The organism is Syntrophomonas erecta subsp. sporosyntropha, from assembly GCF_055395365.1.
This window is the reverse complement of record NZ_AP042459.1, coordinates 2,018,069-2,039,242: the sequence shown is the minus strand read 5'-3', so window position 1 is coordinate 2,039,242 and position 21,174 is coordinate 2,018,069. Positions and strand designations below refer to the sequence as shown.

Here is a 21,174-nt window from a genome sequence, read left to right as displayed (position 1 = left end):
CATATCCGTTCATATCCTGGTTAATTCCCGGAGATTTTCTACACTTATTTCATGAGAGACACCTTGTAGCTCTCCTTTAACAAACAAATGCATAAGGGGTAATTTATTCCGATCAATACCATACCGCCGCTCCACTAATTCATTACGGGTAGCATCTACTTTAACTAGTGATAATCTGTCCTGGTGCTCCCGGACAAATTGATCTACTACCCCGATTTTTTCTGTTCCGGCCATATCGGTAGGATCATAATAAGCTACCAAAACTGGTTGTTCGGCTTTGAGTACCTCTTTATCCCATATCTCGGTTTCATGAACATACTTCTCTGCAGCTACAGCAGCAATAGCCCCATCAGCAGCAGCCGTAATCACCTGGCGAAGATACTTGACCCTTACATCTCCAGCCGCAAATACCCCTTCGGCACTGGTAGCCATTTTTTCATCCGTAATAATATACCCCTGATCATTTAATTTAACCTGCCCTTCTATCTGGCCGGTAATAGGCGTAGTTCCTATATAAATAAAAATCCCATTGGCAGGATAACTAAATTCCTCCCCGGTCTTAATATTTTTAAGAGTAACGCTTTCGACTAGCTCATCACCGTTAATACTTTTAACGGTGGAATTCCATATCCATTTTAGTTTAGGGTTCTTAAAGGCTCGTTCAGCCGACACACGATTGGCATCTACCTTACCTTCATCATGAATAACTACCACCGTAACCTGCTCCGCAAATTTAGTCAGGTATTCAGCTTCCTCAATAGCTGCATCCCCGCTACCAACTACCAGTACATCCAGTTCCTCAAACAAATCCGCATCACAGGTAGCACAATAAGATACCCCTTTACCCCTTAACCTGCCTTCACCCTCCACTCTTAACATGCGGGGCTCAGCTCCCAGGGCATAAATAATTGCTTTACCGCAATATTCTCCTTTTCTGCCTACCACTTTGCGAGGAGATGAAAAAAGATCTAATGACATAATGGTATCCTTGATAAATTCAGCCCCAAATTCCAGGGCATGGTCAGCCATAGCCTGGGTCAAACCAGGTCCGGTAGTTCCTTTCCTAAAACCAGGGTAATTCTCCAATTCCTCAGTAGTAGCAGCCTGTCCCCCAGGTCTTCCCTTCTCAATAATGGCCGTCTTCATCCGCGCCCGGGCACCATATACCCCCGCTGCCAGGCCAGCCGGCCCGCCACCTAGTATTAAAAGATCGTATACATTATCCATCTACATTCACCCACCTCTTATATAAATGCTTCCAGGGCACTGGCTAACAGACTTTGATCAATAACCTGTAAATCTTTATAAATAGGTTTTTTGTTAATCCTGCATCCCCCTTCCACCATGTTTTCCATCTTTTCTAGACTTCTATGCAATACTGCTATCTCACTCTGGTTAACCTGACCTTTTTCCTGACTTACCAGGATTGATTTGAATGGATTCTGATCAGGCTTAAGGCTTCCTGCCAGAGGATGTGATAATAACCGGTGCCCACCGGCCACCTTATTTAGAGTCTGGTATAGTACCTCCCTGCCATCACCATCTATAAAGGACACTTTAATATCACTCATATTTTTAACCATTAGGTTGTTGGTTATGACCAAAATTTCTCCCCGCTTCAATGCCAGGCTCCTCCTTTAATAAAATTAGGAATAAAAAAACAGAGAAAAAGGATAATCCTTCTCCTCTGTTAATTAATTTACATCCCCGAAAAACTAACATCCCGTTATTTGAGCCCTATTATCAAATAGTAACCGACTCATTTTAATATTGATCCGGGCTTGATAAGTAATAGAATCTTTTTACCTGCCTAATTTTTTATTTACCTGTTGAGATATTTGGTCTCTTAAATCAGCTGCTTCAGTTAATATCTTCTCCAATTGCAAAGTTCTTAATTTAACATATTCTTCATCCTTAATGGAAGGTAAATTTATATTTACATTCATAATGGCACTTTCCACTCCCGCATAAGCTGTATAAGCGGCTACTCCAATATCACTTATAGCATTAACATTAGCCTGGTCCACTAAGGGAAAGGCCAGTTTAAGAACCTGACAACATTGACTGGCAATATCAAAAGGCACGTCCGCTGCTATGCGGTAAGCAGACTGAATAGCTGCAGCCCGTTTTTCCTGTTCACCGGGATTTTCCTTAGGCATCTTAAAGGCTTCTAGTACCCTGGTAAAAGCCTGGGCATCTTCATCTACCAGTTCCAGAAGCCGCTGGCGAAGTTTATCACTCTCCGCTAAACTGACCTTTAAGTCTGCCCACGATTGTTCATATCCTTTTTTCCCAATAGTCAGATGACAAACCATAGCAACTAGACCAGCACCTAAAGCTCCGGATATGGCGGCAACACCTCCACCACCTGGAGCAGGTAAATTTGAAGCTAGATCAGCCATAAATTTTTGAATCGTTTTTTCGACCTGCACTGGTAACCTCCTATATCCCCACTAGGTGGTTTTCAATAATCTGATCACGGTTAAAGTTTTCTAAACGAAGATAATACTCTGCACAACTAATCAGAGCCTCCTGGGGAAGAGCACCGATAATCTGGGTCCCAACTACTGGTACACCATAGCGTCGGGCCTCATTTTCAATCAAATTGAACGCACGGTAAATAGGAGTTTTTTTAATATCAAGCATATTCATTGAAACAGCCACCTGGGCTCTTTCTTCAAAAAACAAACCAATAGAACGAACTGTACTAAAGCCACCACTAGGTCCTCTAACTGCCATGGCAATATTCTTAGCTATACTTAAATCACTAGTCCCTAAAATTACATTGAAGGCTACCAACCCATAACTGGCTGAACTTACTATAGTTGCTCCTGCCGTAGGATGTAGAGCAGGCTTGCCTATATCCGGAACCCGTTCCGGCCTAGTTATTAGCTCTTTTAGCCCCTCATATTGACCTTTACGGATAAAATCCAGACTCTTACGGTGTTCATTACGGGCATTTTCCCCGCTAAAATATACTGGAACTTCATAGCGATCATAAATTTCCTGGCCTAATTCCTCCGCAAATTTCACACATTCCTCCAGACTAATATTAGCCAGAGGGAAAACAGGTATAGTATCAACCGCCCCTATACGGGGATGGTCACCCTGCTGTTCATTCATATCAATCAACTCATAAGCTTTGCCGGCCATATTTAGCAGTGCCTCTTTTAGTGGTTCCGGTTTACCGATAACTTCAATAACCGTACGGTTAAAATCGGGATCTGGGTAATGATCAATCAACTTTACACCATCGACATTCCGAAGTTGATCAGTAATGGCCTCGATCACCTCTTTACGACGGCCTTCACTGAAATTAGGTACTGCATGGATAAAATTCGACAACAAGTTGTCCTCCTTCCAGAATTTCAGGTAAAAGGGATCACAGGAAAAACATAATCCCTTTTCTATATTATCCTTCTTTATCCATGAGAGCAACCGGCCGTACCACTATTTCATTTACCATATTTGGGGGTATTTACATAAAGGGCCCTCATCCGCATTAAAAATTATAAATTTTATTTCATCATTTATATAGCCTTATTTTCTCTTTAAAAATCCCTTTTATGCACTAAAACCGAAACTCAGGAAGCAAAGGGGCAGTCCTTTTGCTTCCTTAGCGGAATAAGAGGTTACATATGTAAAGAGAAGCGATAAACCCGGTGATATCAGCAGTTAAACCAGTTGCAATACAGTAGCGGTATTTTTTTATACCTACTGACCCAAAATAAACGGTGAGCACAAAAAAAGTGGTATCAGTAGTACCCTGCATCACAGATGCCACCCGCCCTATAAAAGAATCGGGCCCATAAATCCTCATTAACTCCGTTGCCATACCCAGCACCCCACTGCCGGAAAGAGGCCGCATAAGTGCTAAGGGAAGTACTTCAGAAGGTGCCCCCAAAGCTGAAGTAATAGGATTAAGCACCTGGGATAGATAATCCATGGCCCCAGATGCCCGGAAAACTGAAATAGCCACCATCATCCCTACCAGAAATGGAATAATTTTCACAGCCGTGGTAAACCCTTCTTCAGCCCCCTCCACAAAGCTTTCATAAACTGGTACCTTTTTAAGATACCCATATACAGGTATTACCAAAAGAAGAGAGGGTATGGCCCATTTGGAAATTAAAGTCAACAGGGAATAAAGCATTTTACCTGCTCCCTCCCCAACGGCTGTAGGTTCGGAACCAGTAGTCAAGGGAAACGGCGATGATCATGGCTATCGCAGTAGCAAATATACAGGGGCCAACTATTTCGGTTGGATTGCTAGACCCAAAAGACAGGCGGACACCAATCATGGTAGCCGGTATGAGGGTAATACAAGAAGTGTTTAGAGCTAAAAAGGTACACATAGCCGTTGAAGCTTCATCACCATCTTTATTAAGGTTCTGTAGTTCCCGCATAGCCTTCATGCCAAAAGGAGTAGCGGCATTGCCCAGCCCCAGCATATTAGCACTTAAATTTAATATTATGGCTCCCATAGCAGGATGATCAGGAGGTACACTGGGAAAAAGCCTTACCATCAGAGGACGCATCAAGTTGGCGATAGCTCTTACTAGTCCGCCTTTTTCAGCGATCCGCATTATTCCCAACCATAAGGCCATAACCCCAATTAAGTCAAAACATACTTCTACAGCTCCTCGGGCAGCACCTAAAGCTGCCTCAGTAACTATTTCCACATTTCCATTAAGGGCGGCTACAACCACCCCAGAAGCCAGTAAAAAAAGCCAAATAAAATTAAGCACACTCATCCCCCACCCATAAAACCTTTGTTGAAGGGTATGATTATGCACAAAAAATTAGAACAGCCCTCTACTGTGGGACTGTTCCAGATGGCTGTTTTCGCTTATATTTCATATTCTTCGGTTACTTTTTTCTTCTGGGCCTTTTTTTGCATAAGACTATCCAGTTTATCCATTATCTGCGGAGCCAGATCAACTACTCTTTCTGCCAGAGGATTTCCGTTTACTGATATTAAACGCACATCATTCATCCGCACTACCAAAAAACCTACTGGCTTTACCGATACTCCGGCACCGCTCCCGCCTGCAAATGGCGTGCCTGGTTTTTTATTAGGATCTGATAATTCATATTCCCCGCCGCCGGCAGCAAAACCACATGCTACCTGGGAAATAGGGATAATTACCGACCCATCATTAGTTTCTACTGCATCACCGACTACCGTATTAACATCCACCATTTCCTTTATGCTTTGCATGGCCGTCTTCATAAGACCTTCGATGGGATGACTTCCATTTGCCTGTTGTGATTCCATTTAAATACCCCCTGATTGCCTTAGCAAGTATATATGGTCCTACTAGGATAATATGCACCATCCTCATTCTGGCTATACAGTTTATTTGACTACTCAGCCGGCGGTTAGAAAAATCAGGTTCTACTAAAAGTTTGATTTTTTCGATAGGGCTGTATGAGCTTAGCCAACTGATTGCGGTCCCCTTTACCGCCCATAAACTACCACTGACCAGTGCCGTTTCCATGGCATTTGCCATCCCCACATTTGTGCGCCATTCCAGGGTTTCTATTACCAGATGCCGCAACACCCGCTTAGTCCTTCGATAAGCCCGCCTAAAATTAGCTAACAGTTCCATAGCCCCGGGATGATCCCGGCTATAACTAGTATTTACTATATCGGATTGAGAACTTGTGGCATCTATTTCTGACATAGTTAGTAAACCGTTAAAATTTAACGGTAGTTGGTTATACACATATCTATATTCTCTTTTTATTAGTTTAGTAAAATATACTTCAATTATTATCACCAGTTGCCCGCTATCACCCTGACTCTTAAACTCGCTTCTAAATTCCCATTTAGCCTGCCACCACCATAATATGAAAAACAGGATGATTATAATGGCAAAAAATATATAAAAAAACTGCATGGCATATTTCTCCTTATAAAGGTTATTATTACCATGCAGCTAACTTGCTTATTCACTTTCCGTTGTGCCGGCCTCATCTATAGCCTTTTCAATTATTGATATTACCCGATACATTTCATCGTCAACGGTAATATTAGCCCGCCCTACTTGGTAAGTAGGGCAATGCAGATTATAATCAAGTATCTTTTTATTTATTTCTTCCAGCCTTAGACGACTTTCAAAATAAAAATGAGCCCGTTTCTTTTCATAGCGTTTATAGGCCTGGGTATTACGTCTTTCCCGGTAAAAAATGCTGGTATAGCGGGCAAAGTAATCAACATCACTCCAAAGTTTATCCAGAGCAGCATCTATTTCCTTACCTAATTCAATCCAATAAGGTGCAAAATCATTATCTTTAAGAATTTTAAACATCATGCGCAATTCAGGTGGTTCAAAAGGATTTTCCTGTAAATTAAGAGGCTGTCCGGCCCCTGGCAAACTATTAAATTTCCCTTCCTTTTGGGCCTTTTCAATCTGCCTCTCTACTAAATCTTGAGTGCTGCTCATATAACGCGCCAGTTTTCGTGACTGCTGGGCTTTGATTTTTATTTCTTCTTCCAGAGACTTTTCTTTCACCTGCTATGCCCCCTCTATATCCGGCAGGTCTTTTAAACTGGTTAACCCAAATACGCGCAAAAATTCCGGACTAGTTCCATAAATAACTGGTTTGCCTACTGCTTCTTTATACCCGCGTTCCTCAATGAGTCCCTTTTCCAACAGATTATTTATTACTTTATCAACTTTTACCCCCCGCACCCGTTCAATCTCCGCTCTAGTTATAGGCTGCTGATATGCTATTACTGCCAGGGTTTCCAGGGCCGCCTGCGAAAGCCTGCGATGTACAACCTTTTTGGACCGGGATAAAAGGTCGGCATATTCGGGCCGGGTACACATTAGATAACCCTGATCTACAGGTACAATTTGAATACCCCGTTTATGTTGATTATACTCCAGGATGAGCTCCTGCATGATCAATTTCAAATCGGGCAGGGGGATATCTAATATTTCCACCAGCTCATCTGCAGTCACTATTTCACCGCGGATAAATAATAAGGCTTCCACCGCCGCTTTAATTTCTTCGCGCATTAACATTTTAATCCACCCGCATATAAACATGAATATTGGCAAACAAACTCTCCTGTACCGCCAGGGCTTTTTGCATGCGAATTAATTCCAACAAGGCCAGAAACAAGGCCAAAACTTCTCTCCGGCTGCCGGCTTCCGCAAATAGGTCTTGAAAACATATCCCCTCTTGGCCTGCATCCTGCAAAGCACGTAAAATCTCCTCTATCTTATCCCCTACGTTTACATCCCCTGCCGGTACCTTATAAGAGGGATGCTCCGATGAAAGACGCCGCAGTATGTCCCGGTAGGCCCTAACCAGGCTTCGGGTATCTGCCACTAAGTGCTCACTCACCTGACCAGGGGTAGCCGGACGATAATATACCCGGGGCAGACTACCGACTTCCATTTCTTTAAATATTCCTGCGGCCTCTTTATATTTCTTATAGTCAAGCAGCTTTTTTACCAACTCATCACGAGGGTCAGTCTGGGTATCTTCTTCATCTTCAGCCAATTGGGGCGGCCGGGGTAACAGCATACGAGACTTTATATTTAAAAGGTAGGAGGCCATCACCAAAAAATCGCCCATGCGATCCAGGTTAAAATCACCGGTACGGTTCAGATATTCTATATATTGGTCGGCAATTACTGCAATAGGAATATCATAAATGTCGATCTCGTTTTTCTCGATTAAATAGAGCAGTAAATCCAGAGGCCCATGAAATTCTTCCAGGTCAACCACATAAGACATGACCTTTCCTCCTGTGGTAGGTTCAGGTAAAACCTAAACTGGTCTTATTAAGCCATTAAAAGACTATCGTATAAATAATCCCATACATGAAATTAGCCAGCGGCCATAGAATCTTTCCGGTAATACCAGTTACAATAAGCAGCAATAAAATAAGCATACCGTACTGCTCCATCTGGTAGATTAATGCTGCTCCCCGATCAGGAAGCAGGCCGGCCAGTATTTTAGCTCCATCCAGGGGCGGAACCGGTATAAGATTAAAAGCGGCCAGAATAAGGTTAATTTGAATCAGGGGGTATAACAAGGCAATCGCCATTTGCCCCCATTCCATTGCCTGATAAGGTAAGAGCCATTTCAGTATTATCATACCAATAAAGGCCAGAAGTATGTTCATCCCCGGTCCTGCCAGCGATACCAGCATCATGCCCTGCTTAATACCAGTTTTTTTAAAATTATATGGGTTTACCTGTACAGGTTTAGCCCAGCCAAATTTAAACAGCAGCAGCATTAAAAAACCTACCCAATCAATATGGGGAAAAGGATTTAAGGTTAAACGCCCCTGATAATAGGGGGTGTCATCACCTAAAAAGCTAGCTACCCGTCCATGGGCATATTCATGAAAAGTTAAAGCTATTAAAATGGCCGGCAGCCATATTAGAGTTTCAGCTATCCAGGACATGGGCAAATTTTTCCTCCTTAATCCAGATTTTAACCTGTTGCAGTTCTGCCTCGCGATTTTTCAGTAGTCCATTTAGTTTATTCCGATATAGTTCATCAAGAATCATCCGGTAGATAGGGCCCTGTTTCAGTCCTAATCTTTTTAGATCATGGCCGGTAATTTCCACTTTAGTCTGATTCCTAGCATCTAAATAGCGAACAACAGCTTCCCAGATATCCTCGTCTCTAATACAAAGCAGCAAATAGACTATCCCCTCATCAGTCCAGTTGTGTAAAACATCATGTAATTGACTGGGTAATAGCGGGCTGCTGTTAAACCACTTAAGTAATTCAGGGATTTGCAAGGATTCAGCTATACACCGGCGTGCATAGCTATCCAGAGCATAACGTTCTATTATCTCGTTTACCTGTTCTTCATCAAGTGAAGATAAAATGATCATTATATATACCAGCCAGCTTTTTAAACTGGTTTGATGGTAACGTTCCAACCACCAGCTGGTAACTATCGGGGGGCGTTTAAGCATAGTCCGGCTTACATCTTCCAGCTTAACCTCCGGCAGTATATACTTTAAGACTCCAATATCTTTCATTCTTTCCAGTGCCGGCACCGGATCCCTTTCACTGAGAATTAAAATTAGTTCTTGCAGTATACGCCGGTAAGACAATTTACCCAGCATGTTGCGGTCAATAGCATCACGGGCAAAACGCAGGGTGTCTTTTTCGATGGTAAATTGATAACGCTGCTCAAAGCGAATAGCCCGCAAAATACGGGTAGGGTCTTCCACAAAGCTGAGGTTATATAATATACGAATACAACCGTTTTCCAGATCCTTGCGCCCCCCGAAATAGTCAATCAAGTTGCCAAAGCGGTTATGATTAAGACATATAGCCAGGGTATTAATCGTAAAATCCCGCCGGTACATATCTTCACGTATTGAGGATTTTTCTACTGTGGGCAGGGCAGCGGGAAATTCATAATATTCAGTGCGGGCAGTTGCCACATCAATTTTAGTCCCATCAGGTAAATCTACCACGGCAGTCTTAAACCGTGGATGAATACGTTCTTTTCCCCCTAATCGTTGTGCCAGGCCACGGGCTATGATTTCCCCATCACCTTCTACAACCAGATCCAGGTCAAAGTTAGGCACTTGCAAAAACAAATCCCGGACAAAACCACCTACACAGTAAATAATACTACCATGCTGATCAGCCAATTCCCCAGCTAAACGCAGCATAGAAATTAAGCGGGCCGGCAGTCTTTCCTGCATTAATTCCGCACAATTTTCTACTTCCTCACCTGAAAGTGAATATAGCACCTGATGATCCTCGGGATAATCTTCCCCATGCAGGGTACGCAGAATATCAGTACGGGATACAATCCCCACCAGGCGTTCACCGTCTACCACCGGTAATCTTCCAATATCATACTCTACCATCAACCGCTGGATTTCGCTGACAGTAGTCTCCGGGGTAACTGATAGTACCGATGTAGTCATAAAACCTTTTACCGGGGCATGTCCCAGCTGGTGAATGCGAGCTTTGTCAACATCACGGCGAGAAATAACCCCGACCATTTTCTCGCCCTCTACTACCGGCATACCGGTATGACCATAGCGCAGCATAATGCGTCCTGCCTCTTCCATGCTGATATGCTTGGGAACAGATTTTACCGGAGTTGACATAATGTCTTGGGCTAATAATCCGGGGTTTACATGTTCACCTAACTGTTTTAATACTAGATCGACAACTTCGCCAGTAGTTACCCCTTTGGTAGCTGCGGAGGCAGCTTTTTCATGCCCCCGCCCTCCCAAAGTTTTTACAATTTCATTAATACGCACATTACTGGTACGGCTGCGGCCTACGGTATGAACTTTACCTTGCATTTTCGCAATGACAAAAACCGCATCACAATTTTCCATCTCAAACAGCCGGAAAACTACCGCATCCAGACCAGGTATAAAGTCATCTCCCTCCAGGGTAGCTAAAACTACATCAACATCCTTGACCCGGTAGTGACGAGCCGAATTCAATAATTCCTGTAAAATATGACGCTGCTCCCCTGAAAATGGTTGATCCATAAAATTCGCCACTACACCCAGATTAGCACCCCGGCTTAATAACCAGGCAACTGCCGACACATCCCGCGGTGTAGTAGACGAAAATAGCATGCTGCCGGTATCTTCATATATTCCCAAGGCCAGAATAGTAGCATCAAATGAACTTATATCAATGTTTTTTTCGATAATTTTTTCCACCAATATAGTAGTAGCTGCTCCGACCTTATGAATTTCAACCACCGGTCCAGTCAGGTCGTGGGCAGCAGCGGGATGATGATCATAAACATAAAATTCCATACCGGTTTTTAAAGCTAGATCCTTTAACTTTCCTAATCGGTAAGGGTTAGCCGTATCGACCACAATCATCCGGGTAACCTTATCCTGATTGATTTCTTTCGGAGTTCTTATTATGAGAGAATCTTTGTAAAGGGCCATAAACTGCTTTACATTTTTAGAAAGAGTCCCACAAGAAACCTTTACTGCTGATGGGTATAGTTTACCTGCTGCCACCATAGCAGCCAATCCATCAAAATCAAGTGCATTATGCGAAGTTATTATATCCACACATATTCTCCCCCATTTTAGATACCTGAATTATATCATACCTGCCGGGGTGGTAGTACTTTATGGAATTTCATCTAATCCGAATCAGTATTTTCTATACACCAATAATATTAAAATGTTATTATCAATGGCAACAGCAATTAGTTAGACTACGAAAAAAGTCGGCCCATGACTGGCATCTCGTCCCGTTAATAGTTTCATCCGGGCTACTCCGGTATATTAGGAGGAAAATATAATGTATGAACAAATTGAAAGATATCAAGTAAGGGATATTCCCAAAGTAGGCTATGAAATATTAGGTGAATGGAAAGATGATGTGCACCATCTACAAACCCGCCTGGTTTTTAATTATTACACTTTTCAGATAGATGAAGCTGAAGCGCGGGGATTAGGTACCCCCTTTGACATTTGTCACCAGGGGCTAAATAGTATTACTAATATAATCGGCCAACAGGTAGGCCCGGGATTTCATCGGGTGTTAAACAGGAAGGTAATAGGACCCCAGGGTTGTATGCACCTGGCTGATATGATCCTTAACTCCATTAAAGCAGCTCTCCAGGCCGCATCCCGGGAGATTCCGGACTGGGTAGAAAAGGACGATTATGCTAACCGGTGGGCTAGTTGGGATATTCTTTTTAAAAATAAATGCATATACTGGTCCCAACCCGGGGTTTATGAAGATTCTGTTAACCAGGTGCAAAGGAGCTTCATGGAAAAAAAGCATAAATAAAATAGAGGTGGTTTATGGGCCACCTCTATTTTTTTAACCTGGCGGGAATTATATCATTTCTTAATATATCTTCATAGGTTTCCCGGCGCAGTATAAGATCGGCTGCCCCCTCATTTACCAGAACCATCGCGGGACGAGGCAGACGATTGTAGTTACTGGACATAGTATAACCATAAGCACCAGTGGCAAATACCGCCAGTACATCACCGGCTGCTACCCGGGGAAGGTTTACATCCCTTATCAACATATCCCCTGACTCACAACATTTCCCTGCAATCGATACTACTTCTTCACTATCCTGATCAGCCTTGTTAGCCACTATGGCTGTATAACAAGCCTCATAAAGTGCTGGTCGAATATTATCAGTCATGCCACCATCTATAGCAACATATTTACGTATCCCAGGTATTTCTTTAGATGAACCGATAGTATATAGTGTGATTCCTGCCGGCCCACAGATAGCTCTTCCTGGTTCTACTATCACCCGGGGTACTGGAATATTAAGTTCCCGGGCTTTTTCCTGGACAGTTGGCATTACTGCCTCAGCCCAACTTACCGGATCAGCAGGTTCATCCCCGTAACAGTAAAAAATACCAAAGCCGCCGCCCAGGTCTAGTTCGGAAAACTCATGACCGGTATGCTGTTTTACTTCCCCCATAAAGTCCATCATCAGACTACCGGCATGGCGAAAAGAACCCATATCAAAAACTTGTGAGCCTATATGACAGTGTAAACCTACCAAATTTACTCCGGGAGTATCCAGAGCAGCCTGTACCGCCTTTAAGGCCTGACCATCAGGCAGGGTAAAGCCGAACTTGGAATCTATTTGGCCGGTTTTAATAAACTCGTGGGTATGGGCTTCCACACCAGGAGTAATTCGTAATAATATATCCTGTGTATAATCTTTAGCCTGACATATTTGACTTAAAAGTTTCAATTCATAGAAATTATCCACAACCATCCGCCCGATACCTGCTTCCAATGCCATTGCAATTTCCGCCGGGCTTTTGTTATTACCATGAAAATATATTTTTTCAACCGGGAAACCGGCTTGCAGAGCAGTATACAGCTCTCCGCCAGACACCACATCCAACCCCAGGCCTTCTTGAGCAGCCATCCTACAAATGGAAGTATTACTCAAAGCTTTGCTGGCATAAACTACCAGGGCATCCCCCATCTTCTGAAATGCTTCCTTAAAACTGCGACAGTTCTGGCGAAATCCCTGCTCATCTATAACCCATAAAGGCGTACCAAAATCCTTAACCAGATCCAGCACATCGATTCCGCCTATTTCTAGATGTCCCCGGCTGTTTATTTTCATGCTCCCGGTAAGATGCAAAGCCAGTCACTCTCCCTTTAAAACATCGTAAATCGTGGTTATTTTAACACTAATTTTCGACAAACGTCAATGTTACTATCATGGTTATACATTATACAATAGTTAAGATGAAACAGGAAAGTTCCCCTTTACAGCTTATCCAAGCATATCTTTTAGTACCCATTATTTTCTCAATTATCCAGATTGCTGCGCCCGGCCAATTCTTTTTCTAAGCCGGTTATTTCATCCTGCAGCTTTTTATTTTTATTAATCAGGTCTTTCATCTGCCGGGCTACTTTAAAATAGCGAAAACTCTCCACCAGGAAGGTGATTAAGGCACCGGCACAAACTGCCAGCAATACCACTATCGCCAACGAAACTTCCGGTGAAACCCAGCTTATAAAATGAACCGTTACAGGAGAGGTATTTTGAAAAACAAATATGACTAAACCTAGTACAAATGCCAATGCACCTAGTAAATAAGCTGTCATTATCATTCCTCTCTTCTATATTGTTTTATTTCATAATTCGCCTCCCGGTAAATAAATCCTCTTAATTAGTCGGAAGCAGGGGGACGGTCCCTTTGCTTCCCTCTCCTGGTATCTTCACAAGATCATACCTAAGGGAAGCAACAGGAACGTCCCTGCTTGGCACTAGGGACTTTCACCCGTTACGCCCATGCCGGACGTACAACGAAAAGGGGCTTCGTCGAAAGACGAAGCCCCTTTTTGGTTTAGCTTATTAAATTCCTGGATTAAGCCCGGTTTTTAAGATCGTACCATACCGGGCTGGCAATAAATATAGAGGAATAAGCCCCTACTATAAAGCCTATCAGCATGGCCAAGACGAAAATCTTTATGGTTACTCCGCCAAATAGGTAAAGCGTAATCAGAGGAAAGATCGAGGTTAATACCGTATTTACAGAACGGTTAAGGGTTTGCATAATACTACGATTAAGCAGATTAATATAATCCTCTTTCTTCTTCATGCGCAGGTTTTCTCTGACCCGGTCGAAAATAACAATGGTATCATTTATAGAGTATCCGATAATCGTCAGCATAGCTGCAATAAAGGCACTATTGACTTCCCAGTGAAAGATCGAAAATAAGCCTAAAACAATCAGAACATTATGGATAATACCTACGACAGCAGCTACCCCAAATGTCCATTCAAAACGTACGGTAATATAAATTAACATCAATACCGCCGCTATTAATAAAGACAATACCGCATTACGAGTTAATTCACTGCCTATGGTAGCTCCTACACTTTCCGCACTTAGAAATTCAACCTGCCCAAACTTTTCCCGCAGGACGGACATCAGATTATTAGTTTCTTCCTGATTTAACTCCTGGGTACGAATATAGAATTCATTACCACTTTTTTGTACTTCGGATTTACCAAGCTCCAGCCCTTTTAATGTGGTCCGCATATCAGCCGAGGTTACAGTAGACTCCATTCTAATATGAAGTATCGAACCACCTTTAAAGTCTATACCCAAGTTTAACCCCTGCATGAGCAAGGAGATTAAACCTGGAATGATAATCACTAATGATAGAATATAAAACCATTTTCTCTTCTGAATGATCTGCATGGGTCCCCCTCCTTACACGCCGTACAGTTTCTGATTCTTGGTGATATTCCCAAACAGAACCAGCATATACCGGGTAAATGTCAACGCAACCAGCATACTGGCGATAATACCAATCGAGAGGGTTACCGCAAAGCCCTTGATGGGGCCCGTCCCAAAGTACATGAGAACTCCCGCCGTAATCAAAGTAGTAATATTAGCATCAAATATAGTCCAGAAGGCCCGCTTAAATCCGGAATCAATAGCCGAATGAAGTGTTTTACCCAGCCGCAGCTCTTCTTTTATACGCTCATATATGATGACATTAGCATCCACTGCCATACCAACTGATAGTGCAAAACCCGCTATACCAGGTAGGGTTAGAACCGCCCCCAAAAGTGACATAGTTCCTAAAACCAGTAAGGCATATACTATCAACGATATATCGGCTACCACTCCCGGTAGACGGTAATAACCGATCATAAATATCAAAACGGCAATAAGACCGATTAATCCTGCCTTAACACTCTTTTCCAAGGAATCAGCTCCTAGCGTAGGACCTATAGAGCGCTTCTCCATCACATTAAAGGTGACTGGCAAGGCACCTGAACGTAATAGTACCGCCAGATCTTGAGCTTCTTTCGAGGTAAAATTTCCCTCGATTACTGCATTACCATCTGTAATAGGTTGGCGTACCGTAGGCGCACTAACGATTTCCTTGTCCAGTACAATCACTAGTGGTTTGCCCACATTAGCCGCAGTTGCTTCCGCAAACAGCTGGGCCCCTTCTTTATCAAACTCCAGTAGAACCTCAGCCATCTGCGTATCCTGACGCATTCTTGCCTCAGCATTTTTTAAGTTTTTTCCGGTTAAAAGAACCTGTCCACTCTCATCCCAAAACTCTAATTGGGCAGTGTTTTTAAGTACATCAACTGCTTTTTCCGGATCCTTTTCCCCAGCTATTTCGATAACAACCCTTTTGTCACCCTGCGGGTACAATGTAGTCTCTTTAACCCCCAGGTTATCGACACGGTTGCGTAAAATTCCTACTGCTTTTTGAACAGTATCAGGGGTAATTTTCTCCCCTTGTTTTTCTTGTGCTTCCAATACCACACGTAGTCCGCCCCGCAAATCCAATCCTAAATTAATATTGTTTAAAATAGGCTGGTTGATAAAATATACCAGCAGGCCAAGGGCTACTATGATGGCAGCTACAATAGAAATACTGGTATTCTTTTGCACTACCTAAAGTCCTCCTTCCAACAACTCCTACAAAAGTTTTGCCCCGTTGATGATAAGCTCGAACTCACAACCGAGAAAATTAGCAGCCCTGCGGCACATCAACATTCGGCTCAGAAAAATTTCAAAATACTCCATAACCGGACAAATGCTAGTATCAATAGCCAATTTCATTGTAATGATTTTAGCATCTTCGTCAACTAGTAGAGATGAATCTTCTACTGCATAATTAACCCTGTCATGGATATCAAAGGTAGCCACATCCTGATTACGAACCCGGTTACGGTGAACATGTGACTTATCGGCCAGTATAAGTGCAGCAGCTACTTCGTTTACAGGATGCCCACTTCCCTCATCGTGATTACCTATCGCACCACCAATAATAGCAACTTCACGAGAATCCATGCCAATACGTCCCAGTATCTCCATAGCCATTAAGGCCCCACTCTGGCTGTGCCCATTACGATTAATTACATTACCAATATCATGCATATAACCGGCTATGCCAGCCAGCTCAGCCGTACGCTGATCATAGCCTAGTCTGATCATAATTTCCCGGCTAAGATAACTTACCAGGGATAGATGAAGATGCCCATGATCAGTAAACCCCATTACCCCTAAATGCTCGTTACCTTTGTCGATAAAGCTATTTATCAACGGGTTATTTTTGATATCCTGAAGGGTGATCATTATTCATCCTCAACCCGGTAAGCAATCGCTTTTTTCAGAAACTCAATTTCGGTATTATCATTAACCCGAATCATTATGGTTTCATCTTTAATCCGGGCAACTTCACCCTTCATCCCACCTATGGTAACTACCTTCTCACCTTTTCTTAAGCTGCCCAGTAAATCCTCATGTTTCTTATCCTGTTTCTTCCGGGGCAGAATGATAAAAAGGTAGAATATTCCCAGAAACACGCCGAAATAAATTAATACCGTATACCAACCTTGATTGCCCTGCATTTTTAATAAATCACTCCTTTAAAAACATCAAAACTTTATACGATTTCGCCCTTTAATGCTAAAATCCTTTTGTTAAAACCTGTATTGTTGAAAAAAGTTATGGTAAAAGCTTGCGAAATCGCCTTTCCTGATTGCACTTCTTATATTTTCCATCAACCTGACCAGAAAGTAAATATTATGATAACTTAGCAATCGTGCTGCCAGAATCTCTTCCGCTTTGATAAGATGCCGTAAATAGGCCCGGGTGTAATTTTTACAGACATAACAATCACATTTATTATCAATTGGAGAAAAATCTTCCGCATAGGCGGCATTGCGTACAGTAATCTTACCTTGATGGGTATAAGCAGTCCCATGCCGGGCTAGACGGGTAGGTAAGACACAGTCAAACATGTCTACCCCTCTCTTTACCCCTTCAACTAAATCCTCTGGTTCCCCTACTCCCATCAGGTAACGAGGTTTATCCCGGGGCAGAAGCTGATGGGTTATTTCCAGAATCTCATACATTTTTTCCTTTGGTTCCCCTACACTTAGCCCACCGATGGCATAGCCGGGAAAATCCATGGCTACAAGATACCGGGCACTTTTTTCCCGCAGGTCAGGAAATACATTCCCCTGAATTATACCAAACAAAGCCTGGTCTTCTCTCTTATGGGCTTCCCGGCACCGGCCGGCCCAGTTGCTAGTTCGTTCCACGGAATTCAGAGCTTCCTCATAGGAACATGGGTAGGGAGCACACTCATCAAAACACATGGCTATATCAGCCCCTAACCTTTGTTCTATTTCCATCACCCGCTCCGGGGTTAAAAAATGGCGGGAGCCATCAATATGGGACCGAAACTCAACCCCCTCATCGGTAATTTTGCGCAGTTTACTCAGGCTAAATACCTGAAATCCACCACTATCTGTTAAAATGTTCCCCTTCCAGTTCATAAATTTATGCAATCCACCGGCTTTTTCAATTAAATCCTCCCCGGGTCGCAGGTAAAGGTGGTAGGTGTTCGATAATATAATACCTGCTCCAATATCATCCAATTCCTCCGGGGTAAGGGTTTTAACAGTGGCCTGCGTACCAACCGGCATAAAGATAGGCGTTTCCACCTCACCATGGGTGAGCTTAAGTCTACCCAGGCGAGCCGAAGTTTCATTATCTTGGCAGGTAACGGTAAAATGCAGCAAATTATTTCCTCCTGATCATGCTTAAGTTCTATTTAATAATAACGTATTTAATCCAGCTAACATGGGACCAGACACCCTGAACCACTTTTCATTACTATACCTGTCAGAATATTTCCACCAAACCTGCTGACATCGTCAAATATCGTAGGCATGCCTACCAATCCGCAGGTTTCACAATAAAGTTTTAAAGGTTATTTAATCAGCATGGCATCACCATAACTAAAAAAACGATACTTTTCTTCTACCGCATGCCGGTAAGCTTCCCGGGTCAAATCCAAACCAGCCAGGGCAGCTACCAGCATAATTAAGGATGAGCCCGGCAGGTGAAAGTTAGTTATCAACCAGTCAATAGCTTTCATAGTATACCCTGGATAGATAAATTTAGCTGTTTCCCCTCTACCTGCCACGAACCCCTTTTTTTGATCATAGATCGATTCCAGGGTTCTTACTACTGTAGTACCTACTGCCACAATATGCCCCCCGTTTTGCCGAGTTTCATTTAGCAGCTGGGCAGTATGATCATCAACTTCATAATATTCGGAATGCATCTGGTGCTGACGAATATCCTGACTGGTAACAGGACGAAAAGTGCCTAGTCCCACATGAAGAACTACTGTGGCCAGATTTACGCCCTTGCCCTGTAAATTTTTAATAAGCGTTTCAGTAAAATGCAGCCCTGCTGTAGGGGCTGCTGCTGATCCCGTCTGCCGGGCAAAAACGGTTTGATAACGCTGGTTATCGTACTGATCAGCTTCCCGGTTTATGTATGGTGGCAGGGGCATATGCCCCACCTGATTTATAAAAGCATCTTCATCCGGACAGTGATTAAAAGCAATTAACCGCCCCCCGTCTATTTCTAAATAGTCGATGATTTCAACCTCTACCATGCTATCCGGGAAAAATACTTTAGTCCCCTTTTTAAGCCGTTTAGCCGGACGCACCAGGGCCTCCCAACCCTGCAGACCTCGCCTGAGCAGTAATATTTCCACCCGAGCCCCGGTATCCTTAAATCCATACAGCCGGGCCGGAATTACCCTGGTTTCATTAAGAACCAGGGTATCACCTGGCTTAATATAAGCAGTAATATCCCGGAAAACAGCATCGGTAAATTGCCTGGATTGCCGATCCACCACTAACAGGCGGGCACTATCCCGAGGTTCAACCGGATACTGAGCTATTAATTCCCGGGGCAGGTCATACTGGTAGCTGTTCAGATCATATATTTTTTCGGTAATCACTTTCATCTCCTTTTAACGGCGCCCTAGTAAGTTGAACAAAATTGTAAGCACCAGGCTGATGAGTAACATGGTAGTTATCGGGAAAAAGAAGGTGAAGTTCTCCCGGCGAATATATATATCTCCCGGAAGCCTAAATCCAGTAACCCCTAAACGGGACAGCCCCAGTAAAATTATTCCCATTACCAAAATAAACAGGCCGATATAAATAAGAAGCCTAGCCAATCCTTCCATATGACCCATACCATCACCCCGTATGAAAAACATTTTTAACTAGTTCCCGGGGGGCATAGCGTTCCATTTCACTATATAAGCAGCCACAATACTGTTGACGATAAAGCCCCATTTCCCGGGAACGGGTTACGGTATCCTTAAATCCTTCCCGAAAATCATGGTATAAAAAAGGTACCCCGTATTTTTCCCCTACCGCTTCCCCCACTTCCCTTATGAGGTTATGCTTTTGATATTTGCTTACCAGCAAAGTAGTGGTAAAAAAATCGAACTTACCCTTTTTGGCAATATGAGCCGCCTGCTCCAAACGCATCTGGTAACAAAACAGGCAGCGTTTTTTTTCCCGGTAAGCGATAGCCTGAAAATATTCCACTGGATTATAACGCTCATCCACGATTACCTTAAGGTCTACCTGCCGGGCATATTCCTCCAGGGCTTCCCGGCGCCGGACATACTCAGTATAAGGGTGAATATTTGGGTTATAGAAATAGCCCATAACAGTATAGCCTTGTTCTCTTAACCAGGGTAAAGGATAAGTAGCGCAAGGTCCACAACAAATATGCAATAATACTTTGGGCATAATAATCACATCCTAAAAATCCCTCTACCCACTATCTGGTTACAACTATTCGAAAAGGCCACCTTCCTCAGTCTTAGCTCCATAGGGTAACCCCAGGTGCTGAAAAGCACGTTCAGTAGCAATTCTACCCCGGGGTGTTTTTTGAATCAACCCCATTTTTAACAGGTAAGGTTCGTATACATCACTTACTGTATCATGTTCCTCTGAGACTGCTGCTGCCAGAGTTTCAAGTCCCACTGGTCCACCTGCAAATTTGACAATTATAGCCTCTAATATCATTCTGTCCACGGTATCCAGGCCCCATTCATCTATTTCCAGCATCTGCAAAGCCTTTTTAGCTGTGGCCCGGGTTATCGTCCCCCCGGCTTTCACCAGAGCATAATCTCTGACCCTGCGCAACAAGCGGTTAGCTACCCGGGGGGTTCCCCGGGAACGCACCGCTATTTCATAAGCCCCTTCAGGTTCAATTGCAATCCCTAAAATCGTCGCCGCCCGGGTAATAATAGCAGCCAGATCTTCGGGTGAATAAAAATCTAAACGACTTATGATACCAAATCGATCCCGTAAAGGCGAGCTCAATAATCCGGGACGAGTAGTAGCACCGATTAAGGTAAAGGGAGGCAAATCCAGACGCAAAGTACGAGCGGCTGGGCCTTTACCAATGATAATATCAATAACGAAATCCTCCATGGCCGGATACATGATTTCCTCCACGGCCCGGTTTAAACGATGAATTTCGTCTATAAATAGAATTTCCCCCGGTTCCAGATTAGTAAGAATAGCGGCCAGATCTCCCGGTCTTTCAATAGCTGGCCCAGAAGTCTTACGAATAGGATTACCTAATTCATTAGCAATAATTGCTGCCAGGGTAGTCTTTCCTAGCCCAGGCGGACCACTTAATAATACATGGTCCAGACTCTCCCCTCTTTCAAGAGCAGCAGAAATAAATATTTTTATGTTCTCCTTAACCCGATCCTGGCCTATATAATCATCTAGTTGTAATGGTCGGATAGTGGTTTCAGCCATATCCTCTTCCAATACATTCGCTGAAATTAATCTTTCTTCCGCCAATTTTC

At 43.2% G+C, this 21,174-nt stretch carries 25 protein-coding genes; 1 reads left to right on the top strand and 24 read right to left on the bottom strand.

All coding sequences use genetic code 11. From position 1 onward, the window contains the following. Nucleotides 1–9: 9 nt before the first annotated feature. The 13 genes from trxB to ACZ5Q0_RS09835 form a co-directional block, all read right to left on the bottom strand. On the bottom strand, nucleotides 10–1,227 hold the full coding sequence (gene trxB, locus ACZ5Q0_RS09895; RefSeq protein ID WP_446818178.1) for a thioredoxin-disulfide reductase: 1,218 nt from the start codon (nucleotides 1,225–1,227) through the stop codon (nucleotides 10–12). Between the two features lie 17 nt (nucleotides 1,228–1,244). Then, nucleotides 1,245–1,622, bottom strand: a complete 378-nt coding sequence (locus tag ACZ5Q0_RS09890) for a GrdX family protein (RefSeq protein ID WP_446818180.1) — start codon at nucleotides 1,620–1,622, stop codon at nucleotides 1,245–1,247. A gap of 180 nt (nucleotides 1,623–1,802) precedes the next feature. Further along, complete coding sequence (locus tag ACZ5Q0_RS09885) at nucleotides 1,803–2,432, bottom strand: cyclodeaminase/cyclohydrolase family protein (RefSeq protein WP_446818182.1); 630 nt, start codon at nucleotides 2,430–2,432, stop codon at nucleotides 1,803–1,805. Nucleotides 2,433–2,442: 10 nt separating this feature from the next. Next, the gene (gene ftcD / locus ACZ5Q0_RS09880) at nucleotides 2,443–3,345 is read right to left on the bottom strand and encodes a glutamate formimidoyltransferase (RefSeq protein WP_446818184.1); all 903 of its coding nucleotides are present in this window, start codon (nucleotides 3,343–3,345) and stop codon (nucleotides 2,443–2,445) included. A 271-nt stretch (nucleotides 3,346–3,616) separates the two neighbouring features. Continuing rightward, nucleotides 3,617–4,153, bottom strand: coding sequence for a spore maturation protein (locus ACZ5Q0_RS09875; protein ID WP_446818185.1), 537 nt, complete (start codon nucleotides 4,151–4,153; stop codon nucleotides 3,617–3,619). 1 nt (nucleotide 4,154) lies between these two features. Next, nucleotides 4,155–4,748, bottom strand: coding sequence for a nucleoside recognition domain-containing protein (locus ACZ5Q0_RS09870; protein WP_446818186.1), 594 nt, complete (start codon nucleotides 4,746–4,748; stop codon nucleotides 4,155–4,157). Nucleotides 4,749–4,849: 101 nt separating this feature from the next. Then, on the bottom strand, nucleotides 4,850–5,278 hold the full coding sequence (ytfJ, locus tag ACZ5Q0_RS09865; protein WP_446818187.1) for a GerW family sporulation protein: 429 nt from the start codon (nucleotides 5,276–5,278) through the stop codon (nucleotides 4,850–4,852). After that, nucleotides 5,190–5,903 carry a DUF2953 domain-containing protein gene (locus ACZ5Q0_RS09860; RefSeq protein ID WP_446818188.1) on the bottom strand — a complete coding sequence of 238 codons (714 nt, stop codon included), beginning with the start codon at nucleotides 5,901–5,903 and terminating at the stop codon, nucleotides 5,190–5,192. The genes ytfJ and ACZ5Q0_RS09860 overlap by 89 nt, the downstream gene beginning before the upstream one ends. A 48-nt stretch (nucleotides 5,904–5,951) precedes the next feature. Beyond that, nucleotides 5,952–6,518 carry a DnaJ family domain-containing protein gene (locus ACZ5Q0_RS09855; protein WP_446818189.1) on the bottom strand — a complete coding sequence of 189 codons (567 nt, stop codon included), beginning with the start codon at nucleotides 6,516–6,518 and terminating at the stop codon, nucleotides 5,952–5,954. Between the two features lie 3 nt (nucleotides 6,519–6,521). Beyond that, nucleotides 6,522–7,034 (bottom strand): SMC-Scp complex subunit ScpB, encoded by a 513-nt coding sequence (gene scpB / locus ACZ5Q0_RS09850; RefSeq protein WP_446818190.1) that lies wholly within the window; start codon nucleotides 7,032–7,034, stop codon nucleotides 6,522–6,524. 1 nt (nucleotide 7,035) lies between these two features. After that, a complete protein-coding gene (locus tag ACZ5Q0_RS09845) occupies nucleotides 7,036–7,755 on the bottom strand; it encodes a segregation and condensation protein A (RefSeq protein ID WP_446818191.1) in 720 nt (239 codons plus the stop codon). Nucleotides 7,756–7,810: 55 nt separating this feature from the next. After that, the gene (locus ACZ5Q0_RS09840) at nucleotides 7,811–8,431 is read right to left on the bottom strand and encodes a site-2 protease family protein (protein ID WP_446818192.1); all 621 of its coding nucleotides are present in this window, start codon (nucleotides 8,429–8,431) and stop codon (nucleotides 7,811–7,813) included. Then, complete coding sequence (locus ACZ5Q0_RS09835) at nucleotides 8,415–11,051, bottom strand: CBS domain-containing protein (protein WP_447182505.1); 2,637 nt, start codon at nucleotides 11,049–11,051, stop codon at nucleotides 8,415–8,417. The genes ACZ5Q0_RS09840 and ACZ5Q0_RS09835 overlap by 17 nt, the downstream gene beginning before the upstream one ends. Before the next feature lie 235 nt (nucleotides 11,052–11,286). Here ACZ5Q0_RS09835 and ACZ5Q0_RS09830 point away from each other — a divergent pair, with 235 nt between their 5' ends. Then, nucleotides 11,287–11,781, top strand: coding sequence for a DUF2889 domain-containing protein (locus ACZ5Q0_RS09830; RefSeq protein WP_446818194.1), 495 nt, complete (start codon nucleotides 11,287–11,289; stop codon nucleotides 11,779–11,781). 25 nt (nucleotides 11,782–11,806) lie between these two features. Here ACZ5Q0_RS09830 and lysA read toward each other — a convergent pair whose 3' ends face one another. The 11 genes from lysA to ruvB all read right to left on the bottom strand — a co-directional run bounded on the left by lysA (nucleotide 11,807) and on the right by ruvB (nucleotide 21,169). Continuing rightward, a complete protein-coding gene (lysA, locus tag ACZ5Q0_RS09825) occupies nucleotides 11,807–13,102 on the bottom strand; it encodes a diaminopimelate decarboxylase (RefSeq protein WP_446818195.1) in 1,296 nt (431 codons plus the stop codon). 188 nt (nucleotides 13,103–13,290) lie between these two features. Next, complete coding sequence (locus tag ACZ5Q0_RS09820; RefSeq protein ID WP_446818196.1) at nucleotides 13,291–13,590, bottom strand: LapA family protein; 300 nt, start codon at nucleotides 13,588–13,590, stop codon at nucleotides 13,291–13,293. Nucleotides 13,591–13,853: 263 nt separating this feature from the next. Continuing rightward, nucleotides 13,854–14,693, bottom strand: coding sequence for a protein translocase subunit SecF (gene secF / locus ACZ5Q0_RS09815; RefSeq protein WP_446818197.1), 840 nt, complete (start codon nucleotides 14,691–14,693; stop codon nucleotides 13,854–13,856). 12 nt (nucleotides 14,694–14,705) lie between these two features. Then, nucleotides 14,706–15,911 carry a protein translocase subunit SecD gene (gene secD / locus ACZ5Q0_RS09810; RefSeq protein ID WP_446818198.1) on the bottom strand — a complete coding sequence of 402 codons (1,206 nt, stop codon included), beginning with the start codon at nucleotides 15,909–15,911 and terminating at the stop codon, nucleotides 14,706–14,708. Between the two features lie 27 nt (nucleotides 15,912–15,938). Further along, nucleotides 15,939–16,598: an HD domain-containing protein gene (locus tag ACZ5Q0_RS09805; RefSeq protein ID WP_446818199.1), complete on the bottom strand. Its 660-nt coding sequence runs from the start codon at nucleotides 16,596–16,598 to the stop codon at nucleotides 15,939–15,941. Further along, entirely contained in the window at nucleotides 16,598–16,873 is a 276-nt protein-coding gene (yajC, locus tag ACZ5Q0_RS09800; protein WP_446818200.1) for a preprotein translocase subunit YajC, read from the bottom strand. The genes ACZ5Q0_RS09805 and yajC overlap by 1 nt, the downstream gene beginning before the upstream one ends. A 72-nt stretch (nucleotides 16,874–16,945) precedes the next feature. Further along, complete coding sequence (gene tgt, locus ACZ5Q0_RS09795) at nucleotides 16,946–18,052, bottom strand: tRNA guanosine(34) transglycosylase Tgt (RefSeq protein WP_446818201.1); 1,107 nt, start codon at nucleotides 18,050–18,052, stop codon at nucleotides 16,946–16,948. A 191-nt stretch (nucleotides 18,053–18,243) separates the two neighbouring features. Further along, a complete protein-coding gene (gene queA, locus ACZ5Q0_RS09790) occupies nucleotides 18,244–19,290 on the bottom strand; it encodes a tRNA preQ1(34) S-adenosylmethionine ribosyltransferase-isomerase QueA (protein ID WP_446818202.1) in 1,047 nt (348 codons plus the stop codon). 12 nt (nucleotides 19,291–19,302) lie between these two features. Beyond that, complete coding sequence (locus tag ACZ5Q0_RS09785) at nucleotides 19,303–19,530, bottom strand: DUF2905 domain-containing protein (RefSeq protein WP_446818203.1); 228 nt, start codon at nucleotides 19,528–19,530, stop codon at nucleotides 19,303–19,305. 4 nt (nucleotides 19,531–19,534) lie between these two features. Continuing rightward, the gene (locus ACZ5Q0_RS09780) at nucleotides 19,535–20,098 is read right to left on the bottom strand and encodes an epoxyqueuosine reductase QueH (protein WP_446818204.1); all 564 of its coding nucleotides are present in this window, start codon (nucleotides 20,096–20,098) and stop codon (nucleotides 19,535–19,537) included. Nucleotides 20,099–20,143: 45 nt separating this feature from the next. Then, the gene (ruvB, locus tag ACZ5Q0_RS09775; protein WP_446818205.1) at nucleotides 20,144–21,169 is read right to left on the bottom strand and encodes a Holliday junction branch migration DNA helicase RuvB; all 1,026 of its coding nucleotides are present in this window, start codon (nucleotides 21,167–21,169) and stop codon (nucleotides 20,144–20,146) included. Nucleotides 21,170–21,174: the final 5 nt, after the last annotated feature.

Excerpts from the sequence above, each read along its gene's own strand:
- ACZ5Q0_RS09860 (WP_446818188.1), bottom strand. The coding sequence starts at position 5,903 with ATGCAGTTTTTTTATATATTTTTTGCCATTATAATCATCCTGTTTTTC.
- ACZ5Q0_RS09845 (WP_446818191.1), bottom strand. The coding sequence starts at position 7,755 with ATGTCTTATGTGGTTGACCTGGAAGAATTTCATGGGCCTCTGGATTTA.
- ACZ5Q0_RS09875 (WP_446818185.1), bottom strand. The coding sequence starts at position 4,153 with ATGCTTTATTCCCTGTTGACTTTAATTTCCAAATGGGCCATACCCTCT.
- yajC (WP_446818200.1), bottom strand. The coding sequence starts at position 16,873 with ATGCAGGGCAATCAAGGTTGGTATACGGTATTAATTTATTTCGGCGTG.
- ACZ5Q0_RS09785 (WP_446818203.1), bottom strand. The coding sequence starts at position 19,530 with ATGGGTCATATGGAAGGATTGGCTAGGCTTCTTATTTATATCGGCCTG.
- ACZ5Q0_RS09830 (WP_446818194.1), top strand. The coding sequence starts at position 11,287 with ATGTATGAACAAATTGAAAGATATCAAGTAAGGGATATTCCCAAAGTA.
- ACZ5Q0_RS09820 (WP_446818196.1), bottom strand. The coding sequence starts at position 13,590 with ATGACAGCTTATTTACTAGGTGCATTGGCATTTGTACTAGGTTTAGTC.
- lysA (WP_446818195.1), bottom strand. The coding sequence starts at position 13,102 with ATGAAAATAAACAGCCGGGGACATCTAGAAATAGGCGGAATCGATGTG.
- scpB (WP_446818190.1), bottom strand. The coding sequence starts at position 7,034 with ATGTTAATGCGCGAAGAAATTAAAGCGGCGGTGGAAGCCTTATTATTT.
- secF (WP_446818197.1), bottom strand. The coding sequence starts at position 14,693 with ATGCAGATCATTCAGAAGAGAAAATGGTTTTATATTCTATCATTAGTG.
- trxB (WP_446818178.1), bottom strand. The coding sequence starts at position 1,227 with ATGGATAATGTATACGATCTTTTAATACTAGGTGGCGGGCCGGCTGGC.
- ACZ5Q0_RS09805 (WP_446818199.1), bottom strand. The coding sequence starts at position 16,598 with ATGATCACCCTTCAGGATATCAAAAATAACCCGTTGATAAATAGCTTT.
- ytfJ (WP_446818187.1), bottom strand. The coding sequence starts at position 5,278 with ATGGAATCACAACAGGCAAATGGAAGTCATCCCATCGAAGGTCTTATG.
- ACZ5Q0_RS09780 (WP_446818204.1), bottom strand. The coding sequence starts at position 20,098 with ATGCCCAAAGTATTATTGCATATTTGTTGTGGACCTTGCGCTACTTAT.
- ACZ5Q0_RS09840 (WP_446818192.1), bottom strand. The coding sequence starts at position 8,431 with ATGTCCTGGATAGCTGAAACTCTAATATGGCTGCCGGCCATTTTAATA.